The sequence below is a fragment of the Salmonella sp. JXY0409-18 genome (assembly GCF_020268625.1).
In the GTDB taxonomy this organism is placed as follows: domain Bacteria; phylum Pseudomonadota; class Gammaproteobacteria; order Enterobacterales; family Enterobacteriaceae; genus Salmonella; species Salmonella enterica.
On the sequence record NZ_CP084216.1, the window covers coordinates 4,387,347 to 4,399,267 of the forward strand.

General features: G+C 53.3%; 12 protein-coding genes. 8 read left to right on the forward strand and 4 right to left on the reverse strand.

The window, feature by feature from the left end:
* Positions 1-170: 170 nt before the first annotated feature.
* On the forward strand, positions 171-1,205 hold the full coding sequence (gene rhaT / locus LDB27_RS21275) for an L-rhamnose/proton symporter RhaT (RefSeq protein ID WP_000063541.1): 1,035 nt from the start codon (positions 171-173) through the stop codon (positions 1,203-1,205).
* Here the strand turns inward: rhaT and rhaR are convergent.
* Both rhaR and rhaS read right to left on the reverse strand, forming a co-directional pair.
* The gene (rhaR, locus tag LDB27_RS21280) at positions 1,202-2,050 is read right to left on the reverse strand and encodes an HTH-type transcriptional activator RhaR (protein WP_000013292.1); all 849 of its coding nucleotides are present in this window, start codon (positions 2,048-2,050) and stop codon (positions 1,202-1,204) included. The two genes, rhaT and rhaR, sit on opposite strands and share 4 nt — an antisense overlap.
* Before the next feature lie 152 nt (positions 2,051-2,202).
* Complete coding sequence (rhaS, locus tag LDB27_RS21285; protein ID WP_000217116.1) at positions 2,203-3,039, reverse strand: HTH-type transcriptional activator RhaS; 837 nt, start codon at positions 3,037-3,039, stop codon at positions 2,203-2,205.
* A 287-nt stretch (positions 3,040-3,326) separates the two neighbouring features.
* Here rhaS and rhaB point away from each other — a divergent pair, with 287 nt between their 5' ends.
* The 5 genes from rhaB to rhaM all read left to right on the forward strand — a co-directional run bounded on the left by rhaB (position 3,327) and on the right by rhaM (position 8,608).
* Complete coding sequence (gene rhaB / locus LDB27_RS21290; protein ID WP_000143973.1) at positions 3,327-4,796, forward strand: rhamnulokinase; 1,470 nt, start codon at positions 3,327-3,329, stop codon at positions 4,794-4,796.
* Complete coding sequence (locus LDB27_RS21295) at positions 4,793-6,052, forward strand: L-rhamnose isomerase (protein WP_000211472.1); 1,260 nt, start codon at positions 4,793-4,795, stop codon at positions 6,050-6,052. Before rhaB ends, LDB27_RS21295 begins: the two co-directional genes overlap by 4 nt.
* A gap of 142 nt (positions 6,053-6,194) precedes the next feature.
* Positions 6,195-7,022 carry a rhamnulose-1-phosphate aldolase gene (gene rhaD / locus LDB27_RS21300; RefSeq protein ID WP_001179696.1) on the forward strand — a complete coding sequence of 276 codons (828 nt, stop codon included), beginning with the start codon at positions 6,195-6,197 and terminating at the stop codon, positions 7,020-7,022.
* Between the two features lie 126 nt (positions 7,023-7,148).
* Complete coding sequence (fucO, locus tag LDB27_RS21305; RefSeq protein WP_000009253.1) at positions 7,149-8,297, forward strand: lactaldehyde reductase; 1,149 nt, start codon at positions 7,149-7,151, stop codon at positions 8,295-8,297.
* Positions 8,294-8,608 (forward strand): L-rhamnose mutarotase, encoded by a 315-nt coding sequence (gene rhaM, locus LDB27_RS21310; protein WP_000619478.1) that lies wholly within the window; start codon positions 8,294-8,296, stop codon positions 8,606-8,608. The genes fucO and rhaM overlap by 4 nt, the downstream gene beginning before the upstream one ends.
* An 88-nt stretch (positions 8,609-8,696) precedes the next feature.
* Here the strand turns inward: rhaM and LDB27_RS21315 are convergent, their stop codons facing one another.
* Positions 8,697-9,245, reverse strand: a complete 549-nt coding sequence (locus LDB27_RS21315) for a helix-turn-helix domain-containing protein (protein WP_001517951.1) — start codon at positions 9,243-9,245, stop codon at positions 8,697-8,699.
* Between the two features lie 100 nt (positions 9,246-9,345).
* Here LDB27_RS21315 and LDB27_RS21320 point away from each other — a divergent pair, with 100 nt between their 5' ends.
* Entirely contained in the window at positions 9,346-10,005 is a 660-nt protein-coding gene (locus LDB27_RS21320; RefSeq protein ID WP_000683586.1) for an AzlC family ABC transporter permease, read from the forward strand.
* On the forward strand, positions 10,005-10,328 hold the full coding sequence (locus LDB27_RS21325) for an AzlD domain-containing protein (RefSeq protein WP_000527677.1): 324 nt from the start codon (positions 10,005-10,007) through the stop codon (positions 10,326-10,328). Before LDB27_RS21320 ends, LDB27_RS21325 begins: the two co-directional genes overlap by 1 nt.
* Positions 10,329-10,683: 355 nt before the next feature.
* Here the strand turns inward: LDB27_RS21325 and LDB27_RS21330 are convergent, their stop codons facing one another.
* Positions 10,684-11,784 carry a YiiG family protein gene (locus LDB27_RS21330; RefSeq protein ID WP_000828035.1) on the reverse strand — a complete coding sequence of 367 codons (1,101 nt, stop codon included), beginning with the start codon at positions 11,782-11,784 and terminating at the stop codon, positions 10,684-10,686.
* Positions 11,785-11,921 lie beyond the last annotated feature (137 nt).

Genomic DNA, 11,921 nt, shown 5'->3' on the forward strand with positions numbered 1-11,921 from the left:
TGATGCGCTCCGACTTTTTTAAAACGTGAAGTTAATCACTTCATTAACGTGCTGATTGCCAGAATACACCCAACGGCGGCAATCGTTATAAGGTTACCAGGCGGCGTAATTTTTAAACTCATGCAAACGGAAGGGGTATCCCGTCCATAAAAAATAATGAGGAACATGTCATGAGTAACGCGATTACGATGGGTATTTTCTGGCATTTGATAGGGGCGGCCAGTGCAGCCTGCTTCTATGCTCCGTTCAAGCAAGTGAAACAGTGGTCATGGGAAACCATGTGGTCAGTGGGCGGCATCGTCTCCTGGCTTATTCTGCCGTGGACAATTAGCGCTCTGTTACTGCCTGATTTCTGGGCCTATTATGGACAGTTTAACCTCTCCACCCTTTTACCGGTTTTTCTGTTCGGCGCCATGTGGGGCATCGGCAATATTAACTACGGTCTGACTATGCGTTATCTCGGGATGTCGATGGGTATCGGCATCGCTATTGGCATTACGCTTATCGTCGGCACGCTGATGACGCCTATCATCAACGGTAACTTCGATGTGTTAATCCATACCGAAGGGGGACGCATGACGCTACTTGGCGTTTTTGTCGCGCTGATCGGCGTCGGGATTGTGACGCGCGCCGGACAGTTAAAAGAACGCAAAATGGGCATTAAAGCGGAGGAGTTCAATCTGAAGAAAGGGCTTCTGCTGGCAGTGATGTGCGGTATTTTCTCGGCGGGGATGTCTTTTGCCATGAACGCCGCGAAACCGATGCATGAAGCTGCTGCCGCGCTTGGCGTTGACCCGCTCTATGTCGCGCTGCCGAGTTACGTGGTGATTATGGGCGGCGGCGCGCTGGTTAACCTCGGTTTCTGTTTTATCCGCCTGGCAAAAGTACAAAATCTGTCGATAAAAGCCGACTTCTCGCTGGCAAGACCGTTGATTATCAGCAATATTCTGCTGTCCGCGCTTGGCGGTCTGATGTGGTATTTGCAGTTCTTTTTCTATGCCTGGGGTCACGCGCGCATTCCAGCGCAATATGACTACATGAGCTGGATGCTGCACATGAGCTTCTATGTGCTGTGCGGGGGGCTTGTCGGTCTGGTGCTAAAAGAGTGGAAAAATGCTGGCCGCCGTCCCGTTGCCGTATTAAGCCTCGGCTGCGTGGTAATTATTATCGCGGCGAATATTGTCGGTTTAGGCATGGCCAGTTAATCGCTTTGATTACTGAGATGGCGCCATTGGCTCGGCGTCATCCCGGTTTCCCGCGTGAACACCACTGAAAAATAATTACTATCTTCAAAACCGCACTGCATCGAAATCTCACTAATCATCAGCGGGCTATGCTGAAGCAGATACTGCGCGTGGCAAATACGGACCTGGCGTAAATATTGATTAATCGTCATCCCGGTTTGGGCGCGAAACTGCTGCCGCAGCACCCGTTCGCTGCATTGTTCCTGCTGGCAAAACGCATCCAGCGCAAAGGGACGCTCAAGGCTATTAGCCAAAGCGGTAATTAATTTATCCAACAGGGTTTCTCTGGAGGTTGCCGGAAGATCGTCGGTCGCGTAGCGATGCCGTTTTAACGTCATCACCAGTTGACCAAACAGCAATTCCGCCATCTCATTCGCCAGCGGATCGCGCCCATTACTCTCATGTTCAAGCTGGTTAATGACCTGCCGCGCCTGATTCATTCCCATACTGCCCAGCCGCCAGTGAGGATGCCACTGCGCTCCCTGAAAGCCGGGAATCATCGCCTGCCAGTTTACATTGAGTTTCAAACGCTCCGGGCAGTAAATGATATTTTGCAGCACCAGATCGTTAACGGAGGTATAGGAGTGTTTGTCTTCAGCACGAATGTAAAACAGATCGCCGCGGGTAATTCTGTATGGGCGCTCATTAAGAACGTGTAGGCCATTGCCCCGCCAGACCATCACCAGTTCACAAAACTCATGCGTATGTTCCGCAAAAACATCCTGTGGATAGCGATCGGCAACCGTAACGGCCTGCTGCTCATCAGTAAAAAAATCTTTTTTCAAAAGGATTAACTGATTTGCCACCGCAGCACCTCATGTTGAATGCTTGCCGGATGGCGCTACGCTTATTCTGTCTACCGCTCGCCGCCGTAGGCCAGGTAAGGCGCAGCCGCCATCCGGTATTAAAGGGTATAATTATCAGCATATTGGCGACGAAAACGTTGATAGCGTTCGCGTTACTGGATTATCGCATCGCGTCCCTGACGGATATCCCGCGGCGACCAGTTAAATTCTCGGCGAAACAGAGTCGAAAAGTGGTTACTGTCGCCAAAACCGCAGCGGTACGCGATTTCTGTCACGCTATGATCGCTATGGCGTAATAAATGCCGGGCTTTGATCAAACGCAGGCGATTAAGGTAACGTTGCGGCGTCAGCCCGGTATGCTGTTTAAGCTGACGATGCAGCGTGCGTAGCGACAGCGAAAACTGTTCAGCTACCGCCTCCCAGCAGACCTCCTCCGCAAAATGTTCTTCCAGCCATGCCATCAGTTGGTTGAGTTTGGCGTCGTTATTGGTTGCGCCTTCCATCAGGCTACTGCGGCGCAACAACACCAGTAGTTGCATAAACAAAATTTCGCGATTCGCCACGGCAGGCGCATCCATGCTGTCTCCGGCGCGCTCCATCAGACCGACCAACTGGCGCACCTGCTGCAACACACTCTGATTCACCCGCCAGTGCGAAGGATAGTAACCATCCTGCTCCTGCGGCAGCAATTGATCCAGCCCCGCCAGGAATTGGAAAGCGTCCGGCGAACGCCACAGTACATTCGTCAGGCATAGGTTGTCGGTATGTTCATATAAATGCCGGTCGTGATCGCGAACAAAACACACGGTACCGCCGCTGATGGTATACGGCTGCCCGTTGAATACATGAATGCCCGTACCGTGTTCCACAATCACGATTTCATGAAAATCATGATGATGTTCAGGGAAAGCGGCTTGCGGCAGACGGGGTTCAATCGCCACGGGCGCTTTACCTGATGGAAAAAAATCCACGCTATGCAGTACGGTCATGGTTGCTTCCTCCTGAATTCAACATGTCCGAATAGTAATTAAGGGCTATCGGCCTCACCTTAAATTTTTGACGCTAAAGCGCGCAAACATGGTCTTTTTTTCAAGAAAAGGCGGGAAAAAGCGGGAAATGCGGACGACATCACACCGGCCTATTAGTAGAAACTGTGAACGCTATCACGTTCATCTTTGCCTTGTTGCCAGCGGCTCATTTTCCTGTCAGTAACGAGAAGGTAGGTCTTTGAGGGCTTTTTTAGACTGTGCGCAATGACTCTAAGAAGGACCTGATTATGACTTTTCGCCATTGTGTCGCGGTTGATCTCGGCGCATCCAGCGGGCGCGTGATGCTGGCGCGTTACGACAGCAAACACCGTACCCTGACGCTACGTGAAATTCACCGTTTTGTGAACTGCCTACAAAAAACAGACGGGTTTGACACCTGGGACATCGACAGTCTGGAAAAGGATATCCGTCTTGGTCTGAAGAAAGTCTGCAATGAAGGCATTCTTATCGACAGCATCGGCATCGACACCTGGGGCGTCGATTATGTCCTGCTGGATAAACAAGGTCAGCGTGTCGGCCTGCCGGTATCCTACCGCGATAACCGTACCACGGGCATCATGTCGCAAGCGCTGGTCCAGATCGGCAAAAGCGAAATCTATCGCCGCAGCGGGATTCAGTTTCTGCCGTTTAACACCATCTATCAGTTACGCGCGCTGACGAAGCAACAGCCTGAGTTAACGGCGCAGGTCGCTCATGCGCTGCTGATGCCCGATTATTTCAGCTACCGCCTGACCGGTGAAATGAACTGGGAATACACCAACGCCACGACCACCCAATTGGTCAATATCAATACCGATGACTGGGACGATACCCTGCTGGCGTGGACTGGCGCGAAAAAGGGCTGGTTCGGCCGCCCCTCGCACCCTGGCAATGTTATCGGCGACTGGATTTGCCCGCAGGGCAACCGTATTCCGGTGGTAGCCGTCGCCAGCCACGATACCGCCAGCGCCGTTATTGCCTCTCCGCTGGCAAATAAACATAGCGCTTACCTGTCTTCAGGCACCTGGTCGTTGATGGGTTTTGAAAGCAAAATGCCCTACACCACTGACGAGGCGCTGGCTGCCAATATCACCAACGAAGGCGGCGCAGAAGGGCGTTATCGGGTACTGAAAAACATTATGGGTTTGTGGCTGCTCCAGCGTGTGCTGAAAGAACGGCGCATTACCGATCTGCCTGCGCTTATTGCCCAAACAGAAGCGCTGCCGGCCTGCCGTTTCCTGATTAACCCGAATGACGATCGCTTTATCAATCCTGACGATATGCGCGCTGAAATCCAGGCCGCCTGTCGCGAGACCGACCAGCCCGTTCCCGTCAGCGATGCCGAACTGGCGCGCTGCATTTTCGACAGTCTGGCGCTGTTGTATGCCGACATTCTGCACGAACTGGCAAATCTGCGCGGTGAAAAATTTACCCAACTGCATATTGTCGGCGGCGGATGCCAAAACGCGCTACTCAACCAGTTGTGCGCCGATGCATGTGGTATTCGCGTGATGGCCGGGCCGGTTGAAGCCTCCACCCTTGGCAATATTGGTATTCAGCTTATGACCCTCGACGAATTAAACAACGTCGATGACTTCCGTCAGGTCGTCAGCGCTAACTACGACCTGACAACCTATATCCCTAATCCTGATAGTGAAATTGCCCGCCACGTTGCGCAGTTTCAACCCAAACGACAGACAAAGGAGCTTTGCGCATGACCACTCAACTGGAACAAGCCTGGGAACTGGCAAAACAACGTTTCGCCGCAGTAGGTATTGATGTCGAGGAGGCGCTGCGCCAGCTCGATCGCCTGCCGGTTTCCATGCACTGCTGGCAGGGCGACGATGTTGCCGGATTCGAGAACCCGGAAGGTTCGCTGACGGGCGGAATTCAGTCAACCGGCAACTATCCGGGCAAAGCGCGTAACGCCACCGAACTGCGCGCCGATCTGGAACAGGCGCTGCGCCTGATCCCAGGCCCAAAACGGCTGAACCTGCACGCTATCTACCTTGAGTCGGATACGCCGGTTGCCCGCGACCAGATCAAACCGGAGCATTTTAAAAACTGGGTGGAGTGGGCGAAAGCGAACCGGCTGGGGCTGGATTTCAACCCCACCTGTTTTTCTCATCCACTGAGCGCTGACGGTTTTACCCTCTCTCATCCAGACGCGAAAATTCGCCAGTTCTGGATCGATCACTGCAAGGCCAGCCGCCGCGTCTCGGCATACTTTGGTGAGCAGCTCGGTACGCCGTCGGTGATGAACATCTGGATCCCGGACGGCATGAAAGACATTACCGTCGACCGTTTAGCCCCGCGCCAGCGCCTGCTGGAAGCGCTGGATGAGGTCATTAGCGAGAAATTCGACCCGGCGCACCACATCGACGCCGTCGAAAGCAAACTGTTTGGCATCGGCGCGGAAAGCTACACCGTCGGCTCCAATGAGTTCTACATGGGCTACGCCACCAGCCGTCAGACCGCGCTGTGCCTGGATGCGGGCCACTTCCATCCCACTGAAGTGATTTCCGACAAAATTTCCGCCGCCATGCTCTACGTGCCACGGCTGCTGCTGCACGTCAGCCGCCCGGTACGCTGGGATAGCGACCACGTGGTGCTCCTGGACGATGAAACCCAGGCAATTGCCAGCGAGATCGTCCGTCATAACCTGTTCGACCGTGTGCATATCGGCCTGGATTTCTTCGACGCCTCTATCAACCGTGTCGCCGCGTGGGTTATCGGTACCCGCAACATGAAAAAAGCGCTGCTGCGCGCTCTGCTGGAACCCACAGATCAACTGCGTCAGCTTGAAGCCAGCGGCGATTACACCGCGCGTCTGGCGCTGCTGGAAGAGCAGAAATCTCTGCCGTGGCAGGCCGTCTGGGAAATGTATTGCCAGCGTCACGACACGCCGACTGGCAGCCAGTGGCTGGACAGCGTTCGCACCTACGAAAAAGAGATCCTGAGCAAACGTAGCTGACAGCGACACCTGATTTGTAGGCCGGATAAGACGCCCGCGTCGCCATCCGGCAATAAATGAAACACGATTGCCGGATGGCGCTGCGCTTATCCGGCCTACGTAAGACCCGAATAACCTTCGGGCAATGAATGGGAACACGAACATGCAAAATATTACCGATTCCTGGTTTGTCCAGGGCATGATTAAAGCCACGTCTGATGCGTGGCTGAAAGGGTGGGACGAACGTAATGGCGGTAACCTGACGCTGCGTCTGGATGAAACCGATATCGCGCCTTTTGCGGCTAATTTCCACGAAAAACCGCGCTATATCGCGCTAAGTCAACCCATGCCGCTGCTGGCGAATACGCCGTTTATCGTTACCGGTTCCGGCAAATTCTTCCGCAACGTGCAGCTCGATCCGGCAGCTAATTTAGGCGTGGTCAAAATCGACAGCGACGGCGCAGGCTACCACATTCTGTGGGGCTTAACCCACGACGCGGTCCCCACCTCTGAACTCCCGGCGCATTTCCTCTCCCACTGCGAACGCATCAAAGCCACCCACGGCAAAGACCGCGTCATTATGCATTGCCATGCGACTAACCTGATCGCCCTCACCTACGTACTGGAAAACAACACTGCGCTGATCACCCGCAAACTGTGGGAAGGCAGCACCGAATGCCTGGTGGTATTCCCGGACGGTGTCGGCATTCTGCCGTGGATGGTGCCAGGCACCGATGAAATCGGCCAGGCCACCGCGCAAGAAATGCAGAAACATTCGCTGGTACTGTGGCCGTTCCACGGCGTGTTCGGAAGCGGACCTACGCTGGATGAAACCTTCGGTTTGATAGATACCGCAGAGAAATCCGCTGAGGTATTAGTCAAAATCTATTCGATGGGCGGTATGAAGCAGACCATCACGCGCGAAGAACTGGTCGCCCTCGGCAAACGTTTTGGCGTGACACCGCTGGCCAGCGCCGTAGCGCTGTACTAATACCTCCCAACTCAACGCCGGATGCGGCTTTGCCTTATCCGGCCTACAGGTCGGTGCGCATTTTACCGTAGGCCCGATAAGCGTAGCGCCATCGGGCAACAGGGAATTTTTTTAAGGAGAATAGTGATGAGCTTTATGTTGGCACTGCCAAAAATTAGCCTGCATGGCGCTGGAGCGATTGCCGATATGGTGAACCTCGTGGCGAATAAGCAATGGGGCAAAGCGCTGATCGTTACCGATGGTCAACTGGTAAAGCTGGGCCTGCTGGATAGCCTGTTTAGCGCACTGGATGAACATCAAATGTCTTACCACCTGTTTGATGAGGTGTTCCCAAACCCGACAGAAGAGCTGGTGCAGAAAGGTTTTGCGGCGTATCAGAGCGCAGAATGTGACTACATTATCGCCTTCGGCGGCGGCAGCCCGATCGATACCGCTAAAGCGGTGAAAATTCTGACCGCCAACCCAGGTCCATCTACCGCCTACTCCGGCGTCGGCAAAGTGAAAAACGCCGGCGTACCGCTGGTAGCGATTAATACTACGGCAGGTACCGCGGCCGAGATGACCAGCAACGCGGTGATTATCGACTCTGCCCGTAAGGTCAAAGAGGTGATCATCGACCCGAATATCATCCCGGATATTGCCGTGGATGACGCCAGCGTCATGCTGGAAATCCCGGCGTCTGTGACCGCCGCAACCGGCATGGATGCCCTGACCCATGCGGTGGAAGCCTATGTCTCCGTTGGCGCGCATCCGCTCACCGACGCTAACGCGCTGGAAGCGATTCGCTTAATCAATGTGTGGCTACCGAAAGCGGTTGACGATGGCCATAACCTCGAAGCCCGTGAGCAAATGGCATTCGGCCAGTACCTGGCGGGTATGGCGTTCAACAGCGCCGGTTTGGGGCTGGTTCACGCGCTGGCGCACCAGCCGGGCGCAACCCACAATCTGCCGCACGGCGTCTGCAACGCTATCCTGCTGCCAATTGTCGAGAACTTTAACCGTCCGAACGCCGTCGCGCGTTTTGCCCGCATCGCACAGGCGATGGGCGTGGAGACGCGCGGTATGTCTGACGAAGCCGCAAGTCAGGAAGCGATTAACGCTATCCGTACGCTGAGCAAACGCGTCGGCATTCCAGAAGGTTTCAGCAAGCTGGGCGTCACAAAAGAAGATATCGAAGGCTGGCTGGATAAAGCCCTCGCCGACCCGTGCGCGCCGTGTAACCCGCGCACCGCCAGCCGCGATGAAGTTCGCGAGCTGTACCTGGAGGCGTTATGATCCGCAAAGCCTTTGTGATGCAGGTAAATGCCGACGCGCACGAGGAGTATCAGCGTCGTCATAACCCAATCTGGCCGGAGCTGGAAGCCGTATTAAAATCTCACGGCGCGCATCACTACGCGATTTATCTCGATCAGGAGCGCAATCTGCTGTTCGCCACCGTTGAGATTGAATCCGAGGAGCGCTGGAATGCCGTTGCCAGCACCGACGTTTGCCAGCGTTGGTGGAAACATATGCGTGACGTTATGCCCGCGAATCCGGATAACAGCCCGGTCAGCGCAGAGCTAAAAGAGGTGTTCTATCTGCAGTAAGTCGTGTGCCCGGTGGCGCAAGCTTACCGGGCCTACGGTTTTATTTTTTGTCGGCCGGATAAGGCGGTTACGCCGCCATCCGGCAATTTCAATTCTGCTCCGCTACCAGGATAGCCTGAGTATCCGGTTCCAGCGCTTTAAAGATATGCGCCTGGTCGCCGGGATAACAAATGTAATCGCCCTCCGCCAGCTCTTCCGGCGCCTCGGTTAAGCCGACGAGGGCTTTTCCCTGCGTAACAATAATATGTTCCACCGACCCCGGCGGATGCGGGTGAGAGATCCGGTCGGCCCCCGGCTGCGTCAACAGCAGATAGATATCACGCCGCGCGCCGGGCGGACACGCCGCCAGTAATATCGCCTGATAATGCGCCTGCTCCGCCACGACTTTGGTGCCCTCTCCGCGGCGAATCACCTGCGTTTTTTGTACCTGCGGCTCCAGCAGCCTGGCAAAGGGAATGTCGAGCGCGACGCATAGCGACCATAACGTCTCCAGACTGGGGTTGCCGTTCCCTGCTTCCAGTTGTGAAAGCGTAGATTTAGCGATGCCTGCGCGCCGCGCAATCTCCGCCAGCGACAGTCCGGTTCGCTGGCGTTCGCGTACCAGACTTCTGGCAATGACGCTAATAGGTTGTGTCATAAAGCATCCAACGTTCACTATAACGAACGAAATGTTCGTCTTGTAAAGCAAATCTGTTCCGTTCATTATAATGAAAATTCGTTCGATATGACTAAAGAAGATGAAACACTATTTTTCCTGTCTCAAGGGAGACACGATAAAAGCGATATTTTTAGTGTGCCTGGCCGTGGGCGTCGTCGGCATGTCCTATGGCTCACTGGCGATGGCCTACGGTTTCCCTCTGTGGGTGCCGTTTGTCCTCTCTATTTTTGTGCTGGCGGGCGCGTCCGAATTTATGTTTATCGGCATTGTTGCCAGCGGCGGCAATCCGTTAGCGGCGGCGGCGGCAGGACTGCTGGTGAATGCGCGCCACGTGCCGTTTGGCGTAACGGTGCGCGATTTGGTTGGCACCCGCGCCGCCAGCTTTTTCGGCTGCCATATTATGAATGATGAGAGCGTGGTGTTCGGCCTGTCGCAAAAAACACCCGAACAACGTAAAGCCGCCTACTGGCTATGCGGTCTGGGCGTCGCCCTATTCTGGCCGATTGGCACACTGATTGGCGCAGGTGTCGGCAAACTGCTCCCTGCCCCAGAAACCATCGGTCTGGATGCCGTATTTCCGGCAATCTTACTGGCGCTGGTGATCCCGGCGTTTAAAAACCGCACCACATTGATTCGTGGTTGCAGCGGCGCCGCGCTGTCGCTTGCCGCCGTTCCCTTTGTGGCTGCCGGATTGCCGGTGTTGCTTTCGCTGCTTGGCCTACTGGCGAGGAAAAAATAATGGGCAATATGACGCTATTTATTATCGGTATTGCTCTTTTGTCTGCGGGAACCTATTTGATGCGCCTCGGCGGCGCGAAACTTGGCAGCCGTCTGGCGCTGTCTGAGCGTTCACAGGCGCTGCTCTCGGATGCGGCAACGGTGCTGCTATTCTCCGTCGCGCTGGCGACCACCTTTTACGAAGGCGAACATTTTGCCGGAATGGCGCGCGTTCTTGGGGTTGGCTTCGCCGTATTTTTAGCCTGGCGTAAAATGCCGCTTATTGTGGTGATTATCGCCGCTGCGGTAGTGACCGCGTTATTACGAATGGCGGGTATTAATTAACGTCTTACAGAACAGTTGGACGTGACACCCTATAAGTGATGAAGGCTGGGCCGCCCTATGCTGAAGTGGCTCAGAATTTTCGCATCAGGCGGGATAAATGCTTTCCATATAAATGCCGATCCTCAATTACACTACCAGTACCTTCCAGCGTGACGTCAACATCTTATGATAGCTTCAGATTACTGGTTTTTCTAATAGCTCTCTTTAGTTAATGTTTACGTCAGCTATTTTTACGGATATTGCCTGATGAAGAATACATAAACGAAAAAAGCGCCTGATCGGCGCTTTTTATTGGCGTTATAGCGTAATTTTATAGGCACTTGCGCCAGCCTGCACACAGATAATGTGCCGTCACTCAACGCAGGCGGTTATAATCATCCACCATCTCGTTATAACTTCTCAACGACGCCGGATAAGAATCCGCAACCATCCATCCTGTTGCAGGGTCCTGCACCCGTTTCTTTTCAAAATCAGAATACTCAACATTGTCTCTGATGCGACGAATATATTTTTTAGCTTGTAGCTGATAATCAGCCGCAGAGCTGATGAATGAAGAATTACGGCCATCAGTATTCACTTCTTTCAATTGCGCAATCATTGTTTCCAGTTCCGCGACTTTTTTCATCATCGCTTCGGCATCAAAGGTATCGGCAGAAATAACCTTGTTGATCTGCTTTGCCGAGATCATGACAGCCAGAGAATAATAGTTAAATGTTTTACCTTCCGCTTCTTCTATTCTCTTCAACTGTGTCAATTGCCGTTTGTCATTTATTTCCTGAATAGCCTCATGATATTTTTCCGAGACGGGTTTAAAATCCTCAATATTCTTCAGTAATGTCTGATGCAGCGCCTTACCTTTAGCAAAGGCATCATCTTTATAGTTTTCCTGGGTATAATATTTTTCCATTTCGTTAATGGTATTACCCAGCGCGGCGGCGCTATCAATATAGCTAACGGCAACGCCATCAATAGGCTCAAGCAATGGCGTTAAGGCGGCCACCTGTTTCATCTCTTTCTGGCAATTCGTTATGTAAGACTCCGTAATACCATAAATGCCATAAACCAGGCTCTCTTTCCCTGTCGGACCTTTTTTAAAGTCTTTCACCCAATCCGCGTAACGCGCCAGACTGTGCTGAACGGGCAATTGAAGTTTATTAAAACAATCGATATAGACATCCATTTTTTCACTATAAACTTCTTCAGCGTCAACCTCCGGCTGAGCTGGCGTTTCTGGCTTCGCCGCCAGGGGCTGAGTTGCCGTTTCTGGCTTCGCTGCTGAGGGCTGCGCTGGACTTTCGTCAGATTGCGTTTCCGGCGTCTGAGAAGGCGCTGGCGTCGCAGGCTGACTGCTGGCGGCCGGAGTCGCCTCGGTTTTAACATTATTGTCATCACATCCTGTTGCGCCCAGGGTCATTAGCGCAATGATTATCGCTGAGGATAATAAATTCCTTTTCATTTAATTGCCTTTTGTATATTTACATTGGGGTTCTCTTATTTTAACGAAAATATGGCCTCGCCACTATACGTCATTCCGTTATTAAGAGAGGCTGTAAAATCCAGAAAATATATATTTCATACACCATCATTCTACAT

Excerpts from the sequence above, each read along its gene's own strand:
- rhaT (WP_000063541.1), top strand. The coding sequence starts at position 171 with ATGAGTAACGCGATTACGATGGGTATTTTCTGGCATTTGATAGGGGCG.
- rhaS (WP_000217116.1), bottom strand. The coding sequence starts at position 3,039 with ATGACCGTACTGCATAGCGTGGATTTTTTTCCATCAGGTAAAGCGCCC.
- rhaB (WP_000143973.1), top strand. The coding sequence starts at position 3,327 with ATGACTTTTCGCCATTGTGTCGCGGTTGATCTCGGCGCATCCAGCGGG.
- LDB27_RS21295 (WP_000211472.1), top strand. The coding sequence starts at position 4,793 with ATGACCACTCAACTGGAACAAGCCTGGGAACTGGCAAAACAACGTTTC.
- rhaD (WP_001179696.1), top strand. The coding sequence starts at position 6,195 with ATGCAAAATATTACCGATTCCTGGTTTGTCCAGGGCATGATTAAAGCC.
- fucO (WP_000009253.1), top strand. The coding sequence starts at position 7,149 with ATGAGCTTTATGTTGGCACTGCCAAAAATTAGCCTGCATGGCGCTGGA.
- rhaM (WP_000619478.1), top strand. The coding sequence starts at position 8,294 with ATGATCCGCAAAGCCTTTGTGATGCAGGTAAATGCCGACGCGCACGAG.
- LDB27_RS21315 (WP_001517951.1), bottom strand. The coding sequence starts at position 9,245 with ATGACACAACCTATTAGCGTCATTGCCAGAAGTCTGGTACGCGAACGC.
- LDB27_RS21320 (WP_000683586.1), top strand. The coding sequence starts at position 9,346 with ATGAAACACTATTTTTCCTGTCTCAAGGGAGACACGATAAAAGCGATA.
- LDB27_RS21325 (WP_000527677.1), top strand. The coding sequence starts at position 10,005 with ATGGGCAATATGACGCTATTTATTATCGGTATTGCTCTTTTGTCTGCG.
- LDB27_RS21330 (WP_000828035.1), bottom strand. The coding sequence starts at position 11,784 with ATGAAAAGGAATTTATTATCCTCAGCGATAATCATTGCGCTAATGACC.